The 17697-nt window shown below is 72.1% G+C and carries 14 protein-coding genes and 1 tRNA gene; 10 read left to right on the top strand and 5 right to left on the bottom strand.

Annotated elements, in window-relative coordinates:
- Window positions 1–154 precede the first annotated feature (154 nt).
- Together AB0M11_RS25100 and AB0M11_RS25105 are read right to left on the bottom strand one after the other, a co-directional pair.
- Window positions 155–721, bottom strand: a complete 567-nt coding sequence (locus AB0M11_RS25100) for a GPR1/FUN34/YaaH family transporter (RefSeq protein WP_365709125.1) — start codon at window positions 719–721, stop codon at window positions 155–157.
- A gap of 154 nt (window positions 722–875) precedes the next feature.
- Window positions 876–1403 carry a universal stress protein gene (locus tag AB0M11_RS25105; protein WP_362582990.1) on the bottom strand — a complete coding sequence of 176 codons (528 nt, stop codon included), beginning with the start codon at window positions 1401–1403 and terminating at the stop codon, window positions 876–878.
- A gap of 541 nt (window positions 1404–1944) precedes the next feature.
- Here AB0M11_RS25105 and AB0M11_RS25110 point away from each other — a divergent pair.
- The 6 genes from AB0M11_RS25110 (at window position 1945) to AB0M11_RS25135 (ending at window position 5647) form a co-directional block, all read left to right on the top strand.
- Complete coding sequence (locus tag AB0M11_RS25110) at window positions 1945–2160, top strand: hypothetical protein (protein ID WP_365709199.1); 216 nt, start codon at window positions 1945–1947, stop codon at window positions 2158–2160.
- 377 nt (window positions 2161–2537) lie between these two features.
- Complete coding sequence (locus AB0M11_RS25115; RefSeq protein ID WP_365709127.1) at window positions 2538–3710, top strand: helix-turn-helix domain-containing protein; 1173 nt, start codon at window positions 2538–2540, stop codon at window positions 3708–3710.
- A 436-nt stretch (window positions 3711–4146) separates the two neighbouring features.
- On the top strand, window positions 4147–4749 hold the full coding sequence (gene orn, locus AB0M11_RS25120; RefSeq protein ID WP_351497616.1) for an oligoribonuclease: 603 nt from the start codon (window positions 4147–4149) through the stop codon (window positions 4747–4749).
- A 114-nt stretch (window positions 4750–4863) separates the two neighbouring features.
- Window positions 4864–4936, top strand: a tRNA-His gene (locus tag AB0M11_RS25125).
- A 61-nt stretch (window positions 4937–4997) separates the two neighbouring features.
- Window positions 4998–5255: a hypothetical protein gene (locus AB0M11_RS25130; RefSeq protein ID WP_365709129.1), complete on the top strand. Its 258-nt coding sequence runs from the start codon at window positions 4998–5000 to the stop codon at window positions 5253–5255.
- The gene (locus AB0M11_RS25135) at window positions 5252–5647 is read left to right on the top strand and encodes a PIN domain-containing protein (RefSeq protein WP_365709130.1); all 396 of its coding nucleotides are present in this window, start codon (window positions 5252–5254) and stop codon (window positions 5645–5647) included. The genes AB0M11_RS25130 and AB0M11_RS25135 overlap by 4 nt, the downstream gene beginning before the upstream one ends.
- Window positions 5648–5868: 221 nt before the next feature.
- Here AB0M11_RS25135 and AB0M11_RS25140 read toward each other — a convergent pair whose 3' ends face one another.
- A complete protein-coding gene (locus tag AB0M11_RS25140; protein ID WP_365709131.1) occupies window positions 5869–8355 on the bottom strand; it encodes a tetratricopeptide repeat protein in 2487 nt (828 codons plus the stop codon).
- Window positions 8356–8399: 44 nt separating this feature from the next.
- Entirely contained in the window at window positions 8400–8834 is a 435-nt protein-coding gene (locus AB0M11_RS25145; RefSeq protein WP_365709132.1) for a hypothetical protein, read from the bottom strand.
- A gap of 376 nt (window positions 8835–9210) precedes the next feature.
- Between AB0M11_RS25145 and AB0M11_RS25150 the strand changes: the two genes are divergently transcribed.
- On the top strand, window positions 9211–11427 hold the full coding sequence (locus tag AB0M11_RS25150; protein ID WP_365709133.1) for a LuxR C-terminal-related transcriptional regulator: 2217 nt from the start codon (window positions 9211–9213) through the stop codon (window positions 11425–11427).
- 39 nt (window positions 11428–11466) lie between these two features.
- Here the strand turns inward: AB0M11_RS25150 and AB0M11_RS25155 are convergent, their stop codons facing one another.
- Entirely contained in the window at window positions 11467–12096 is a 630-nt protein-coding gene (locus AB0M11_RS25155) for a LuxR C-terminal-related transcriptional regulator (protein WP_365709134.1), read from the bottom strand.
- Window positions 12097–12556: 460 nt separating this feature from the next.
- Between AB0M11_RS25155 and AB0M11_RS25160 the strand changes: the two genes are divergently transcribed.
- The 3 genes from AB0M11_RS25160 to AB0M11_RS25170 are packed head-to-tail and all read left to right on the top strand — an operon-like array spanning window position 12557 to window position 17498.
- A complete protein-coding gene (locus tag AB0M11_RS25160) occupies window positions 12557–16135 on the top strand; it encodes a putative Ig domain-containing protein (RefSeq protein WP_365709135.1) in 3579 nt (1192 codons plus the stop codon).
- Window positions 16132–16728: a ferritin-like domain-containing protein gene (locus tag AB0M11_RS25165; protein ID WP_365709136.1), complete on the top strand. Its 597-nt coding sequence runs from the start codon at window positions 16132–16134 to the stop codon at window positions 16726–16728. Before AB0M11_RS25160 ends, AB0M11_RS25165 begins: the two co-directional genes overlap by 4 nt.
- Window positions 16725–17498 (top strand): ferritin-like domain-containing protein, encoded by a 774-nt coding sequence (locus tag AB0M11_RS25170; protein ID WP_365709137.1) that lies wholly within the window; start codon window positions 16725–16727, stop codon window positions 17496–17498. Before AB0M11_RS25165 ends, AB0M11_RS25170 begins: the two co-directional genes overlap by 4 nt.
- The last annotated feature ends 199 nt before the right edge of the window (window positions 17499–17697 follow it).

Raw genomic sequence — 17697 nt, forward strand, 5'->3', positions numbered from 1 at the left:
CCTTCTTTCAGGGGCGCGGGGAACTGCGCGAGAAGCCCCACCGACCCGCACGGGCCGGACGACCGAGCGGACCCCCACGTGGGCCGCCAAGGCCACGCAGAGGTCCGCTCATCAATCGCCGGGGCCGCCCAACTCCCCGGCGTCGGCTGCCTTGTCAGCCGTGGGCCGTCACCCCCCGACCGGCAGCCCGCCCCGGCAGCGCCGTCGGCCAGTGCGCGAGCGCGGCCGTCGCGGCGTACCAGGCCACCGCCCCCGCCGCCACCGCGACCCAGCCGCCGACCTTGGTCAGTGACGAGCTGTCGGCGAACTGCGCGACGGCGAGCACGAGCATCGCCAGGAACAGCAGCCCGTGCATGACCTGTCCGAGCTGTTCGCCGCCCGCGAGGGTCAACGACAGGGCCACGAGGGCGAAGAGGAGCAGGAAGAGCCCGGCGCCGTTGGCCGAGGACTGGCCGCCGGACGACACGGCCCAGGTGAACCAGAGCGCGCCGAGGGTCACATAGCCCGTGCCGTTCACGGCGTCACGGTCGCGGAAGGCCAGCAGGCCGACCAGGAAGAGGGCGACTCCGCCCACGTAGTGGGCGATTGACACGGCGTCAGAGGTGGTGACGTTGTCGATGACACCGGTGGTGCCGAGTCCGAACGCCAACAGGGTGATTCCCAGGGCGAGTCGACCGGCCACGGTGGTGGTTCCGCTTCCCGCGGAGACGTCATTGTCCACGGCGGGCTCCCTTCATGCCTTGTGCAGTTGTGCGCGGTGACCGATATATGCCCTTCACAAGGGCACAAACACCTCCGCGTGCCAGGAATTTCAGGCACCGCACGAAGAGAGCCGGACCGTTCCCAGGGCGCATCTCACCTGGGCGAACGGGGAGTTACGGAATGACAACGACAGGGCGCTTGGCCCGCTTGGCGAGCCGGCCCGCGACGGAGCCGAAGATCCGGCCGACGATCCCGTGGGTCGACCCCACGACGATCGCGTCCGCCTCGTACTCCCGGCCCACCTCTTCGAGTTCGTGGCAGATGTCGCCGCCGCGCTCGACGAGGATCCAGGGCACTTCGGCGAGGTACTCCGCGCAGGCGAGTTCGAGCCCGAGCACCTCGGTCCGGTGGTCCGGCACGTCGACGAAGACCGGCGGTTCGCAGCCGGCCCACACGGTGGTCGGCAGCCGGTTGGCGACATGGACGATGATCAGCCCCGCACGGGAGCGATGGGCCATCCCGATCGCGTAGGCGAGGGCGCGCTCACTGGAGGTGGAGCCGTCGAAGCCGACGACCACCCCGTGTTTGAAGGCGGGATCGCAGGAAGGGCGTGGCTCTTCCGCCGCCAGCGCATCGGCCGCCGTAGGATCGGCGACCGGCCGCTTGCGGTCCGCTGGATCGAAGAATTCGTGACCGGCCATGGCTGTCTCGGCGTTGTGATCCTTGTGTCGGAGGGACGACAGTGTGCGGCGGAGCTGTGTCCGGGAAACATCTTCCCAACCCCATACCCCCAAGGGTACGGCGGCACGCCTCCTCAGCCCAGATCCCGCGCACTCTCCGTAGGGGACCTTCCCCGGAGTCGGTTAGGGGTTCCAGGGAGCATGCACGAGCCGCGCCCGTAACGCAATGGTTGCTGCCCCGTACAGGCGGTTTGCACACGATTCGGACAGCACCGAAAGCTCAACGCACGGTGACCGACCGCTCGAACACGCGTTGAGCCCGGGACGGCGAGCACGACGAGGGAGGACGACCATGTCCCGACCGCACCCCACCACCTCCGCACCCCACCAGACCGCCGGCCCGCACCGGCTTCCCGGTCCGCACCCCACCCCCCGCGCCCCAGACCCCCTTACCACCGCCACGGCCGCGGCAACCACCGCCACTGCCACTGCCACTGCCACCGCCACTGCCACTGCCACTGCCACCACCACCACCGCTGCCACTGCCACTACCGCCGACGACGTGGTCCGCTGGGCCGCGTTCTCCTGTGTCCTCGTCCCCGTGGTGCTCCTCTGCTCCGGCACCCCGGCGGCCGACGCGGTCGGCACCGCCCTCGGCCTCACCGCCGTCACCGCCGCCTGCCGCTTCCTGCTGCGCCGCTCGGAGCACGCCGCGAAGCACCCGGCGGCGCCCCGGGGAGGCGGACGTCACACTCGCGGCAGTACACCGGTCGACTGACCGGTTTCCGCGCACGGGAACGCTTCTTTTCAGCCAACTTCCGGGACCTGGCCAAGAGGGGTGCCGACCACCCCCCAACCCCCGTTCGACCTGCACGGAAAGGGTCTGCGAGACCCTCCGCACCCTACGCGGTTTGGCCACTGCGACGAGGCGCACTTCCCTGCACGGCCCGTGAGTGCAACCCTTCGTGATCGAATGCTTCACGCCAAGTTGTCATGTCGACAATCGGCGGCGTGTCGAACTGGTCACCGCGGGACCGCGGAACCCAGTAGATTCGATCTTGACGTCTTACGGCGGGGGACTCGTGCAGGACCAAGGGGAAACGTGCAGGAGCGACACAACCGAGGAGCCGCGACCACCAAGGGGGGCTTAGCAGGATGAGCCACGACTCCACTGCCGCGCCGGAAGCCGCGGCCCGGAAACTCTCCGGGCGACGCCGCAAGGAGATCGTCGCGGTGCTGCTGTTCAGCGGCGGCCCCATCTTCGAGAGTTCCATACCGCTGTCGGTGTTCGGGATAGACCGCCAGGACGCCGGCGTACCGCGCTACCGACTGCTGGTGTGCGGAGGCGAGGAAGGCCCGCTGCGGACCACAGGGGGCCTGGAACTCACCGCGCCGCATGGCCTGGAGGCGATCTCACGCGCGGGCACGGTCGTCGTACCGGCCTGGCGCTCGATCACCGCGCCGCCACCGGAGGAGGCGCTGGACGCGCTGCGCCGCGCCCATGAAGAGGGTGCCCGCATCGTGGGGCTGTGCACGGGCGCGTTCGTGCTGGCCGCCGCAGGCCTGCTGGACGGCCGCCCGGCCACCACCCACTGGATGTACGCGCCGACGCTGGCCAAGCGCTATCCGTCGGTGCACGTCGATCCACGAGAGCTGTTCGTGGACGACGGCGACGTCCTCACCTCCGCCGGGACAGCGGCCGGAATCGACCTCTGTCTCCACATCGTGCGGACGGACCACGGCAACGAGGCGGCCGGCGCGCTCGCCCGCCGCCTGGTGGTCCCGCCGCGCCGCTCGGGCGGTCAGGAGCGCTACCTCGATCGGTCTTTACCAGAGGAGATCGGCGCCGACCCGCTCGCCGAGGTCGTCGCCTGGGCGCTGGAGCACCTCCACGAGCAGTTCGACGTGGAGACGCTGGCCGCGCGCGCGTACATGTCGCGGCGGACCTTCGACCGACGCTTCCGCTCCCTGACCGGGTCGGCCCCGCTCCAGTGGCTGATCACGCAACGGGTCCTCCAGGCGCAGCGCCTCCTGGAGACGTCGGACTACTCGGTGGACGAGGTGGCGGGCCGCTGCGGCTTCCGCTCCCCCGTCGCCCTGCGCGGCCACTTCCGGCGCCAGCTGGGTTCGTCCCCGGCGGCGTACCGGGCGGCCTACCGGGCACGCCGTCCGCAGTCCGACCGCCCTGACACCCCGGAACCGGCCCCGCTGCAGCAGACGGGCGCGCTCGCGGTCCCGTACCCCGAGGGCGTGCTCCCGATGCAGACCCGCAGGACGGCCACGGTAGGCCTCTCGGCCAGCCTCCCGGGGCCCCGCACCGGCAGCTGATCACCACCCCGGCCCACCCGACCACGTCGGGTGGGCCGCGTACATCGCGTCCACGCCGGGTACGCCGCCCACACCCCTCGCCCACCCACCACCCGACCCACGCGGACAGGGAAGCGAGCCCAAAGCCCCCCACCCACTTCGTCCGGCGCTTGAGGACGACGCGGGCTGAGGCACCCCACCCAGCCCGCCCACCGTCGGAGGACGACGCCCCTCACCCGCTACCCAGCCCGTCCAGCACCTGAGGACGAGGCCTCTCTCCACCACTCAGCCCGTCCGGCGCTTGAGGACGACGCGGCCCAGCCCCCACTCAGCCCGTCCGGCGTTTGAGGACGAGGCCGTAGGCCGATGATGGGGGGGTGCGGGGGCGACAGCCCCTGCGGGCGTCGGCTGGGTACCAGGGGCACCCAAACGCCGACCTCAGCTTTAGGGTGGTCGCATGAACGATCGCATGGTGTGGATCGACTGCGAGATGACCGGCCTCTCGCTGTCCGACGACGCGCTCATCGAGGTGGCCGCACTGGTCACCGACTCCGAGCTGAACGTGCTCGGCGAGGGCGTGGACATCGTCATCCGTCCGCCGGCCAAGGCACTGGAGACGATGCCGGAGGTGGTGCGGCAGATGCACACCACCTCCGGCCTGCTCGACGAGCTGGCCGGCGGCACGACGCTCGCCGAGGCCGAGGAGCAGGTCCTGGCCTACGTGCGGGAACACGTCAAGGAACCCGGCAAGGCCCCGCTGTGCGGCAACTCCGTCGGCACCGACCGCGGCTTCCTGGCCCGGGACATGGCGGCCCTGGAGGGATACCTGCACTACCGGATCGTCGACGTCTCCAGCGTCAAGGAGCTGGCCCGGCGCTGGTACCCACGGGCGTACTTCAACAGCCCCGAGAAGAACGGCAACCACCGCGCCCTCGCCGACATCCGCGAGTCGATCGCCGAACTGCGCTACTACCGCGAGGCCATCTTCGTACCACAGCCCGGCCCGGACTCGGACACCGCGCGGACGATCGCGGCCAAGCACGTCCTGCCTGCGGAATAGCCGCCCGGGAAGCCCCGCGGGCCGCTCCCGGAAAGCCGTGCGCGAGCACCCCTTCGGACCCTGTACACTTTTTCTCGGCCGGTCGGAGAAACCACAGAATCACCGCCGGTCGTGGTGGGTGTAGCTCAGCTGGTAGAGCACCTGGTTGTGGTCCAGGATGTCGCGGGTTCGAGTCCCGTCACTCACCCTTGAATGAGAGGCCCCTGGCCTGCGGAAACGCGGGTCCGGGGCCTTTCTGTCGTCTGGCCATGGCCGAACGACGGCCCATACACCCGGTCTCCGTGTCGCTCCACGAAGGCACCATCGCCGCACTCAAGGCACGCACCGGCAAACGCGGCATGTCCGCCTACGTCGAAGCCCTCATCCAACGCCAACTCGAACGCGACCGCCTCCGCGAACTCATCGAAGACGCAGAAGCCGAACACGGCCCCGTTGACCAGGCCGCGGTCGAGGCCAAGCGGGCCGTCCTGCGCGGTGACACCGCGAGCCCGGCAGATGCCGCATGAGCGGCACCCTCGTCCTGGACTGCGAAGGCCTGTCCAAACTCGTACGCCGCACACCCGAACTCACCGAATGGCTCGCCGCCGCCGAGGCCGAGGACATCCGTGTCGCCACCAGCTCCGTCACCCTCGTCGAAGCCCGCGACCCCAAGACCAACCAGGCGCGCTTCGACTACGCCGTCTCACGCGTGAACATCGTCCCGCCCACCGAAGCCATCGCCCGCCACGCCAGCGAACTCCTCGCCTCGGCCGGCCTCCACGGCCACAAGTACGCCCTCGACGCCCTTGTCGCTGCCACTGCACTGGCCTCACCCTCCCCCGTGACCGTCCTGACGTCAGACCCTGAGGACCTCCACTTGCTGTGCGGCGGCGAAGGCATCCGCGTGATCAAAATCTGACCCTCACACCGGGCACGATCCCTCTGCTCCCTCGGCCTCCCGGCCAGCCGCCCGCCCCGCCGGCCTCAGGCAGCCCGAGACGCCGACGGGCGGCAGACGACGAAGCCCGAAGGCCCCACCGCCCCGCTGCGCCCGTACCACCAGGAGCTGGAAGGCCAGCCGTACTCGGTGCTCAGCAGGAAACCCAACACCTCCCGGGGATGGCTGGATGGGCGTGCGCCTCAGACCGCGTCGGGCAGGAGTGCAGCAGCTCTGCTGTAGACGTCGAGGGCCTGCTGTTGCCTTCCTGCGCAGGCCAGCGCGCGAGCAAGGTTGTACAGAGCCCGTCCCTCCTCGCGCTGGTTGCCGGCCTCGCGCAGCATCTCGGCGGCCCGGGTGTGTGCGTCGATGGCCGGCTCGAAGCTGTTCAGGCTCTGCAAGGCTCCACCAAGGTTGTTGAGTGCCTCGCCCACCTGGCCGCGGCTGCCGTGCTCTTCGAGCAAGGGGACGCATGTTCGGTAGATGTCCGCGGCTTCGCTGAACTGGCCGGCCTCCAGCAGCGCGACCCCGAGGCCGAAGAGGGCTTGCCCTTCGTCATAGGGGGTGCCGACCTCCTGCGAGAGGGCCAGCTCTCTCCGATGCGCGTCTATTGCCTGTTCGGGCCTGCCGAGCAGGGTCAGGGACCGACCGAGGTTGCCGAGGGCCTGGCACTCGCCGTACCGGTCACCGATTTCCTGGCAGATCTGAAGGTCCGCTTGCTGAGCTTCTGCTGCCTGCTCGTACAGCCCTAGATCCGAGAACAGCCCGCCCACGTGGCCGAGGGCCGTGGCTTCGCCTTGGCGGTCACCGGCCTGCTGGAGTGCCGCGCCGGCGCGGAGGAGGGTGTTGAGCGCCTCCTCGGCCCTGCCTGCGTGAGCAAGTGCCGCTCCCAGGGAGGCGAGTATGCGGCCTGCTGGTGCGCCCACTTGCTCGAAGCATTCGAGCGCGCGGGTGTGGGCGTCGACGGCCTCGTCGAACCGGCCTGTCTGCGTGAGCGCCGTACCGAGGATGTCCAGTGCCATGCCTTCACGCCGCAGGTCCCCGAGTTGTCTGGCAGCGGCCCGGCACTGCCCGCAGGTTTCGATGGCCTCTTCGAACCGTCGGGCTCCACTCAGCGCGTTGGCCAGGTTGCCGAGCAGCATTGCCCGGTTGAGCTCCACAACTGACCGGGCGTGCTCGAAACCGTCGGGACGCATGGCACCGGCTTCGTGACCGGACGTCTGATCGGCGCTGCGGGCACGGTTCTCGATGAACTGCTGGATCCGTGTCACGTGCTTCAGCGCAGAGCACGTGACACCGATCCAGTCGTCGAAGTAGCGGCGCCGGTCGAGGAAGCGGGCGAGGCTGAGCGCAAGTCCGATGGCGAGGAGTGGATCGTCGGCGCTGCGGGCGTCGGTGGCAATGGCGACAAGGTTGCGGTGTTCGGCGTCCAACCAGGCCAGTGCCTGGGTCGAGTCGGTGAAACGCGGCGAGCCGCGGCCATCGGTGTCCAGGTGCGAGTCGGCGGCCGCCGCCGTGTTCTGGTAGTGGCCGCGGAGGCGGGTCACCGCCGCGTCCCGGGCGTCGTCGCCATCGGCGCGCCCGAGTTCGTCGGCGTAGAGCCGGACCAGGTCGTGCAGGCGCCAGCGACCCCACGTGTTTCCGGGTTCGATCAGATGGGCGCGGGCGAGGTGCTGGAGGAGCTCCTCCGTCGTGACGTGGTCAGCCCGCGCCAGTTGGGCTGTGGCCTCTGTGGAGATGTCGGGCCCCGGGTTGAGCGGCAGCAGACGCAGGAGAAGGGCGTGGTCACGGTCGAGGCGTTGGTAGGACAGGTCGAATGCGGCGCGTACGGCACGGTCCTCGTGCCGCAGGCGTTGCAGGCGCGTGTGGGCTGCCTCCAGGGCCTGGCGAAGGGAGGAGACGGGCCGGGCGGGGCTGTCCGCGAGCAGCGCGGTGGCGATGCGCAGGGCCAGCGGCAGACCGGCGCACAACGCGGCGACCGCGGCGGCATCCTCGGGCGCGTCCTGCACACGGGTGTCGTCGGCACCGCGCGCGTGCTGGAGGGCCTGGCCGAGTAGTTCGACAGAGGCGTGCTCGTCGAGGACGCCGAGGTCATGGAGGCGTGCATCGAGGTCGAGGGTGTGGCGGGACGTGATCAGGCATGCGGTGATGCCGTCGGAGGGCAACAGGGGGCGGACCTGCTCGGCGGTGGACACATTGTCGATGACCGTCAGGACCCGGCGTCCCGCCGCTGCGAAAGCGGCGAGCGCGCTGCGGTAGAGGCGAGAGCGGTCCTGCAGGTCCGGGGGAATGTGCTCGCTCGGGATCCCCAAGGCCCGTAACAGTCCGTCGAGGGCTCGCTCGGGCGGGAGCCGGCGTTCCGGGTCGTACCCGAACATGTCGACGAACAGCACCCCGCCGGGAAACCACCCGTCGGCCCGCACCGCCCGCGTGGCAGCCTGCACGACGAGTTCCGTCTTGCCGATGCCCGCCAGGCCGACCACCGCGGTGACGAGTACCCGCTGCCGGCGGGCGCCGGGGTCCAAGACCTGAAGAAGGTCGGCGACCTCGTCCTCTCGGCCGGTGAAGGTGGATGAGGCAGGCGGCATCCCGGACAGTGCAGGAACGACCCTCTCCGGGAGGTGGACGTTGACGACCTGGCCCTGGATCACCTCATGGAAGAAGACTCCGCCGCCGATCTCGTTGTGCACCGCTTGCTCTGCCCCGCGCCGTCCGGATCCGTCGGGCATTCCGATCAGCTCCGCGGCCCCGGCGTGCGCGGCCCCGGCGCGGGTGGGGGCGAGGTGAGGGCGAGGCCGGAGAAATCCCTGCCCTGCTGGACGGGACCGTGGAAGGTGCCACCGCTGATCTCGTTGTGGACCTCGCCCCCGGTGTGCACCCGCTGCGCCTCCTCGTGCCACCTCCGCAGGTCGGTCCTGAAGTCCGGATCCAGCGCTGCCCTCACCGCGAGCGCTGTGCTCAGCGCCTGGGCGCGGGCCGCGTCACCAGGTGCCCGCGCCAGCCCCGCCAACTCCGTTTCTCCGGAACTGACCGCGCCGTCTTGCCCGTTGTCCTGGTGGCGCAAGGGCCGGCGTACGAGCGCGCTGAGCCCCGCCCACGACTGCCTGCCGATCTCCCCGCCCGCCCCGCCCGCCAACGCCGCCAACAGGCCTATCGATACCGGATCCACCACATGCCCCCTGGATTCGCGCCCCGCTATCACGTTATGGCCGACTCAGGTCGGGGCAAACGCCTTGACCGCGGGACACCGAGACCAAACACCCGGCGCGACGACGCGACGGCGCTCACGGTTGCGACCTCGGATACGGAACCGGTTCGAGTCCCGTCACTCAGCCCTTTCGGTGCGGCGGCGGGCGCCGGACGGGCGGGGCGTCCTGTTGATCTGTCCCTTACGACGCCGGAGTTAGCCTTTCCCAGCCCGCGTCACTCGACCCCACCCGACGGGGGCGCGGCCATGACAAGATTCCGTGTTGTCATGAGCACGCACGAAAGGACGATGTCGTCATGCACGTTCTGCTGATGGGCACCGGAAAGCCGGCCATCGCATGAGTGCACTCTCCCCCACACCGCAGCCCACGGCCACGGCAACGGCAACGGCAACGGCGGACGGTCTCGGCGCGGCGCCGGAACCCGCGCTCGAAGCCGAGGCGCTTCACCACGACATCGCGCGCCTGCTCGACGCGCTGCCCGAGCCGAGTCTGCGCCTGCTGGCGGCGATGGCCGTGGTGGACCAGGAGACCCCGCTGCCGATCCTCGCCGTCATCGCGGACGTGGCCGACCCCAGCGCCGCGCTGGACGACCTGATCGAGGCCGGGTTCGTCACCTGGTTCCCGCGCGGCCTCGCCCAACCGGTCGGCATCAGCTCGCCGTCCTTGTGCGCCGCCGTGTACTGGAACCTGCCCGCCTCCCTGCGCCGGGCGATGCACCTCGCCTCGGCCGAGCAGGTCAGCGGCGTCCACGGACTCCAGCACGCCATGCTCGGCGCCGGCCGCAGCGATCCCGAACTCGCCGCGCGGCTTGAGGACGAGGCGACGCGCTACCACCAGGCCGGGGACACGGAACGGGCCGGCACCCTCCTCCTGTGGTCCGCCGACGTCTCGGTGGACAGGGACGAGCAGGAACGAAGACTGCTCATCGCGGCCCTCTGGGGCCTGCAGACGCAGACCGCCGGATGGGCGGCGGCCCTCGGGCAACGGCTCGCCCTCCTGGAACCCAGCGTGGAGCGCAACCTGTTCCTCGGTCATCTCGCCGGGCGCGAGGCGCGGTTCGAGGCCGCGCAGTCGCTGTTCGACCAGGCCAGGAGGCTCGTCGAGGACCGCTCCCTCGCGGAGCGCGCGGCCGTGGAACTCGCGGCCGCGACCCTGCACGCGGACGCCGGGGACCACGAGGCCGAGCAGCGGGTCGCGCTGTCCCTGCTGGCGCAGGACGGCCTCCCGGAGGAGGCCAGGGAATGGGCGGTGTGGTTCGCGGCGGACGCGCACGGCCGGATCCACCGCTCGGCCGACGCTTCGCTGCACCGGCTGGAGTCGCTCGCACCCGAGCTCGGCGCGCCGGACGCCGAGCGGCCAGGACACGGAGTCCTGCGGTGGGCGCGCGGCATGTGGCTGCTGCAGAGCGGCAGGCCCGGCCAGGCCATGGCGGACCTGCAGTGGGTGCTGCGCTCGCACGACGGCCCGGTCGGGCCGGTGCTTCCGCTGTCGTACGCCCTGCTCGGCTTCGCCCAGTTCCAACTCGGCGACTGGGAGGCGGCGTTGCGCGACGCGCAGGAGGGCGTGCGGGTGGCCGAAGCCCGCCACGACCGGCGCTACGCCGTCCCGGCCGCCGCGCTCACGGCGAGTATCAGTGCGCTGCGCGGCGACTGGGAGGTGGCCGCCGAGCTGGTGGACTCCCTGGTGCGGGACCAGCGCATCCTGGGTCCGGCCCGCTACGGGGTCTTCCCGGCGGTGGCCGCGGCGACGCTGGCCCAGGTACGCGGGGAGCCCGGCCGCGTGCTGGCGGCGCTGGCCCCCGTGACGGCCCAGCCGGGGCTGTTCTCGACCGAGCAGGTGTTATGGCGCCCCATGTACGTGGAGGCGCTGATCGACACCGGCCGGCTCGCCACGGCGCGCACCGCCCTCGCCCCGTTGCGCACCGCCGTCGAGCACGGCGCCCGCCCGACGGCGGTCACCGCGAGGCTCGAGGCCAAGCTCGCCGCCGCCGAGGGCGACCTGGCCGCCGCGACCGACCGGCTGGCCGCCGCGGTCGAGCAGCCGGTGGCCGAGGACTCCCCGTTCGGCCTCGCCCAGCTCGAACACGACTACGGCAGGCTGCTGCTGGGCGCACGCCGGCGGAGGTCTGCCATCAAGTGGCTGCTCTCCGCGCACGGACGCTACGTCCGTCTCGGTGCGCGCCCGTTCGCGGAACGGTGCCTCGGGCAGCTGCGGGAGACCGGTGCGCACATCCCCGGGGCCGGAACCGACGGCGTGGAGGGGGGCGCCGAAGCGGTCGGCCGCCGGCCCGTCTCATTGACGCAGCAGGAGCGCCGCATCGCACAGCTCGCCGCACAGGGCCTGACGAACCAGCAGATCGCACGCGCCCTGTTCGTGAGCGCCAAGACGATCGAGTACCACCTGGGCAACGTCTTCGCCAAGCTGGGCATCGGCTCACGCCGCCAACTCCGCGCCGAACTCGCCGCGCTGACCGACGACGGCACCGAGAGGGGGCACGAGCCGGGGCGGGACGCGGGCCGGGCCGCGGGGCCGACCGCTCGACCGCGGCACTGAACGCGGCGAGGGCCCCGGGCGCGGTCGCCGGGCAGCTGCTCAGATCAGGCCCTCGCGGATGGCGAACGCGACCGCGTGGGTGCGGTTGCGGAGCTGGTAGCGGACCGTGACGTCATGCAGCACGCTGGCCACGGTGCGTTTCGAGTAGGCGAGCTCGCCCGCGATCTCGTCGGTGCCGAAGCCGTCGGCCGCCAGCCGCAGCACCCGGCGTTCGCGGTCGGAGAGCCCGGTCAGGCTCAGGCCCTGTGGGCGCAGCACGTGCTGCTGCAGCCGCCCCACCTGCTTGAGCAGCCGGGTCAGCAGATCGGCGGGCAGGGCCGCGGTGCCCGAAGCGGCCCTGATCACCGCCTCGGTGAGCGAGGTGGCGGTGGCCTCCCACCGCCACAGCACGGCGTGGACCCCCGACTCGACGACCTTCAGCAGGTCGTCGTCCGACAGGGTGGAGAGGACCAGCACGACCTGCGCCCCGTCGCGCGAGCGCGCCGCCCTGATCGCTTCGAGGGCCGACGCCGTCAGCACGTCGAGCGCGAACACCACCACCCGGGCCGGTCCGCCCGCGGGTAACAGGTCGACGAGCTCCACCTCGACGCGCTGGCGCAGCTCGGTCGTCAGCCCGGCCCGCGTGATGGGGTCGTCCGCGTGGATCGACACCGGTATCCGACGTTCCAAAACGACCTCCCAGGGTCCGATGGCCGGCCGAGGCGGATACGCCGGCCGGTGCGGCCGGGTCTGGTGCCACTCCCGGAACCTGGGTCGCCGTGAAGTGCGCGCTACGTGTGCGGCCTCTTCACAAAATGACCACACCCCGCCTGCGGGTGTCGACTAGGGAAGCTCCTAGGCGGTGCCTAATCGCGCACCCGGTGGCGCGGAGAGCGGCAGGACGGCACTCCCGCGAGCAGGGGCCGCCCCCGCCCCGGCTGCGCTTTTTGCTGCACGTTCGCGCAGGCGCCGGGCCCTGCCCGCTGCCAGGCTGTTCCGGCACGCCGGGACGCAGCGCGCCTTCGCGCCTTCGCGCCGCGTGCCGTGCTGACGCGCGCGCTCCTCCGAACGGCCCGGGGTCGAGGAAACGGTCGGCAGCGCGATTTCCGAGGACCGTGTGACGAGGAACGAGGAGAGGGGGACCGGGCCGATGGGAGTTTCCGTCGTCTTCGAGGACGGCAACGACGCGGTCGAGGTCGTACCGGGTGAGGAGGCCGTGTGCGTCCTGCGCGTGGAGAACACGGGGATGGTGGTCGACCGGATCCTGCTCGACGTGCTCGGCGAGGCCGCCGAGTGGGCCGATGTCGAACCCGCGCAGGCCAACCTCCTGCCGGGCGGGGTCGAACAGGTCCGCGTCCGCTTCCGCCCGCCGCGCACGGCCTCCCAGGCACCGGGCGAGGTCCGGTTCGGGCTGCGCGCGATGTCGACCGAGGACTCCGCGGGCTCGTGCATCGAAGAGGGCACCGTCAGGGTCGGTGAATTCGGCGACCTGGGCGTGCGGTTGGTGCCCAAGAGCGCCACGGGGCGGCGTTCGGCGCGGTTCCGGCTCGTCGTCGAGAACCGCGGCAACCGGCCCGAGCAGGTACGGGTCGAGGCGGTCGACCCGGAGGCCAGGCTGGGCTTCCGGACGAAGCCCGCCCTGTTCGTCGCCGCGCCGGGCACGGCGACCTTCGTCCGCCTGAAGAGCGTGCCGCGCAAGACGTTCCTCAAGGGGCCCAACCGCACGCTGCCGTTCGAGGTCGCCGCGTTGCCGGAGCGGGGCGAGGCCGCGCGGGCCGAGGGCGTGATGCTGGAGAAGCAGACGCTGCCCGAATGGCTGCTGCCGGTGCTCGGGATCACGGTGGTGGCGTGCGGCCTGCTGCTGGCGCTGTGGCTGACCGTGCTCCAGCCCGTCGCGCACTCCGCCGCGTCGGCGGCAGCGGACGCGCAGGACGCGGCCGGCGCCGCGAAGTCGGCCGCGGCCAAGGCCATGGCGAGCGCCAAGCCCGCCAAGCCCAGCAAGGCCGCCGCACCCGCGCCGCCGACCGGACTGACCGTCAAGCTGGCCTCGCCGACCGTGGTCACGGGGGCGACCGTCCCGGCGACCGGCAGCTTCTCCGGCGGCACCGGCACGCACCCCAAGCTCGTGTGGACCTCCTCGGCCCCGCATGTCGCCACGGTCTCGCAGAGCGGGGTGGTGACCGCGCACCACCCGGGTACGGCGATCATCACCGCGACCGGCGCCACCGGCACGGCGTCCCCCGCCTCCGGTACCCCCTCCCCCGGCGCTCCCGGCACCACGGCGTCCCCGTCCGCCGCCGGTGCGACGCCCGCCGCGACGGCGGACGGGTCGAGTCCGAGCCCCGCGGCCCCGGCGGTCCTGACCGGTTCGGTGACGGTCAACGTGGTGGGCCCGGTGTCGGTCACCACGACCTCGCTGTCCCAGGCGGCGCGCGGCAAGGCCTACTCCGAGTCCGTCGGCGCCACCGGCGGCACCGGCTCGTACACCTGGTCGGTCGCGTCCGGGACGCTCCCGGCGGGGCTCACGCTCTCGCCCCAGACGGGGGCGGTCAGCGGCACCCCGGCCGGGGCCGGGACGAGCGAGTTCACCCTGCGGGTGACGGATGCCGGGCCGCCCGCCCAGTCCGCCACCAGAAAGTTCAAGGTGACGGTCCGCAACTCGCTGGCCGTGAACAGCTCCACGCTGCCCGGAGGGACCACGGGCAGCGCGTACTCGCAGACACTGGAGGCGATCGGCGGCACCGCCCCCTACCGGTGGTCGCTCGCCCCGGGCAAGGGGGCGCTCCCCGGCGGGCTGCGCCTCGACGCGGCCTCCGGCGCGATCACCGGCACCCCGACCACGGCCGGGGTCTTCGACATCACCGTCCAGGTCACGGATGCGGCCGCGCCGAGCCAGTCGGCCACCCAGCAGCTGTCCCTGACGGTCTCCAACCCGTTGGGAATCAGCACCCTGTCCCTGCCCGACGGGGTCACCAAGACGTCGTACGCGCAGCCGCTGAGCGCCTCCGGCGGCGTCGAACCGTACCGGTGGTCGCTGTCCCGTCCGCCCCGTTCGCTGCCCGACGGGCTGACGCTCAACCCGAAGACCGGGGTGCTCGGCGGAACGCCGCAGGCGGCCGGCTCCTCGACCTTCACCGTGTACGTCACCGACTCGGCGATGCCCGCCCACACCAAGGCGCAGACGTTCACCCTGGAGGTGGTGACCGGGTTCGCCGCCACGACGTCCAGCCTGCCCCAGGGGACGTTCGGCAAGGACTACAAGGCGCAGCTGACCGCGGCGGGCGGTACCGGGCCGTACGTGTGGACGCTGATGGGCACGCTGCCGGACGACCTCAAGCTCGGCTCGGACGGCTCGATCACCGGGCGGCCGCAGGCGACGGGCAGCTTCCCGTTCAGCGTGCAGGCGACGGATTCGAGCAAGCCCCCGCTGACCACCACCAAGACCCTGACGCTGACGGTGGTGGCCTCGCTGGGCATCGTCACGACCTCACCGCTGCCCCACGCGCTGACCGGGAAGCCGTACTCGCAGACCCTCAAGGCGGTCGGCGGCACGGCCCCGTACACCTGGGCCCTGTCCAAGGACACTCCGCTCCCCGACGGCCTGAGCCTGGACCCCGTCACCGGGGTCATCAGCGGCACCCCGGAGTCGACCGGCGGCGTCACGCTCGACGTCACCGTGACCGACTCGGGTCCCACGCCGCAGACGGACACCAGGACGGGTCTGTCGCTGACGGTCGTGCTGCCGCTGGGCTTCCAGGAGCCCTCGACGATTCCGCAGGCCGCCCTGGGATTCCCGTACAAGGGATTCGCGCCGACCAACGTGGTCGGCGGCTCCGGCAAGCAGAGCTGGTCGGTGACCGAGGGGGCGCTGCCGGACGGCCTCGCGCTCGACCCCGCCACCGGAGCGGTCAGCGGCACCGTGCGGCCGCCGGCGAGCGCCGGGACGTACCAGTTCACGGTCACGGTGAGCGACACCACGGACTACACGGTGACCGCGAAGACCAGCATCTCGCTCACCGTCGTCAACCCCCTGACCGTGCAGAGCCCGGACCCGTGGACCGGTACGGTAGGGACGCGTTTCCAGGGCCGGACGGTGCAGCCGGCCGCCGGTCTGGCGCCCTACAGGTTCACCCTGACCCCCGGCCCGGGATCGGGCTGGATGTCGATCGACCCGTCCACGGGCGAGGTCACCGGAACCCCGGACGGGACGTGCGCGAACCCCACCTCCACGGACGGGCCGCCCACCGGGACCGTCACGGTCACCTGTGACGCGAACGACTACACCGGGCAGGTGACGGTCAAGGACGCCCTGGGCGAGTCCGTGACCACGACGGTGCACGTGAAGGCCGCCGTGCCCGCGCTCACCGTGCAGTTCGACAGGAGCGCGCACACCCAGACCGGCGGTACCCCGCTGACCGCCTTCGGCGTGACCGTCACCGGCCCGGCCGGCGGCTACGGCGCCGGCACGTACACGTACGAGGTCAGCCCCGCGGTGTGCGGCGCATCCGGCTCCGACTGCGACCACGTCGATCCCGCCACCGGGACGATGAGCGGTGAGATCGACGATCTCACCGACGGGACGGCGACCTTCACCGTGAGGGTCACCTCCACCGATCCCCGCGACAGCGACAACACGGTCACGGCCACCTACACGGAGTCAATCAGGACCCAGGCCGCCCCACCGCCGCCGCCTGCCGGCGGCGGAGCGACCGGTGGGGGCTCCCAGTGACCGGGGCGTCGCGCGGGTCGCAGCCCCCGCTGGCCGTGCTGGTGCTGCAGACCGCCGCGTCCCTGGAGAACCTCGCCGTCCAGTCGTACACGACCGCGGCGGGCCTGCCCTTCGTGGTGCGGGGGAACGCTCGGTTGCGGGCCCTGGTGGCCCGCAACCGGGCTCACCACCTCGCGCATGCGCAGGCGTTCAACCAGGCCGTGGTCAGGGCGGGCGGGGCGCCGCAGCATGCGGCGGACCCCCTGTACGCCGCGACGGTGAGCAGTCGGCTGGCCGCCATGACCGACCCGGACTCGCTGGTGAGCCTGCTCACCGAGCTCGAAGGCAACAACGCGGGGACCTGTACCCGGTACGCGAGCCTGGCCGAGCACGGCGGCCTGCGCTCGCTGTTCGTGAACGTCGCCTCGGTCGAGGCGCAGCACGGTGCGGAGCTGCTGATCCTGCGGACGCTTCCGGACGACGGCGCCACGGCGGCGCACCCGCGGGGGGCCACCGCGCGAGCGGTCCCGGCGGCGGCCGCCACGGCCGGCGTACCGCACGCCGTCTACCCCACCGCGTCCGCGTCCGCGATCAACGAAGGAGCGGTGCGATGACCGACACCGACCACGCACCCGACGCACACGGCGCGCCTCCCCCCGACCGGGAGGGGGAGGGAGAGGCACCGGCACCGGAGGACGAGACACCGGTCGCGGAGGAAGGGGCGGTCGGCTCGGAAGACGCGGTGGACGGGAAGAAAATGCCGTCGCGTCGGATGCTGCTCCTGGGGGCCGGGGGTGCCGTCCTGGGGGCGGTAGGGGTCGGAGCGGCCCTCGCGGTGCGGGGCGGCGGCGGCAGTGGCCGGCACGCGGCGTCGCCGTACTCCGGCGACCTGCGGACCGTTGCCCTGGCCGCCGCGCTGGAGAACCAGGCGGTGAGTGCCTACCGGGCGGTCGACGCGGTGCTGCGCGGCGGGAGGTTCGGCCCGGCGGTCCCCGCGCTCGCCGCGTTCGTGCGGACCGCGGCGGCCCACCACACCCAGCACGCCGCGACCTGGAACGCGATCCTGCGCGAGGCCCGCAAGCCGGTCGTCACCGGGGTCCCGCTCGCGGGCCACGCACGCGTGCTGGACAGGATCGGGACGGCGTCGAGCGTGGACGAGATCGTGTCCGCGGTGCAGGGGCTGGAGTACCAGGCGGCGCAGACCCACACGGCCGCCGCCGGCAGCCTGGCGGGCGTCGGACCGGCCGTCACCGCCGCCGCCACGATCGCACCCGTCGAGGCGATGCACGCCGCGACGCTCGGCTACGTGCTCGGCGGACGCCCCTGGACGGCGAACTTCCTCGGTACGGCCGAGGTCCTGCGGACCACGGAACTGACGGCATGACGGCTCGGCCTCGCACGGGCGGTCTCAGGACGCTCCTGGCCCCCGCGCGGACCGTCCCGGAGGAGGAGGCGCAGAGCGCCGACCGGAGCGAGATCGCGTGGGGAAGGACCCTGTCCGTCGTGAGAACGGCACCGAGTTGCGCGGCGCCTGGCACGCCATCACTCTTCCGGGCCTGAGCCTGCCCGCCCGATGCGAAGAC

Source organism: Streptomyces sp. NPDC051987, from assembly GCF_040680735.1.
Classification (GTDB): domain Bacteria; phylum Actinomycetota; class Actinomycetes; order Streptomycetales; family Streptomycetaceae; genus Streptomyces.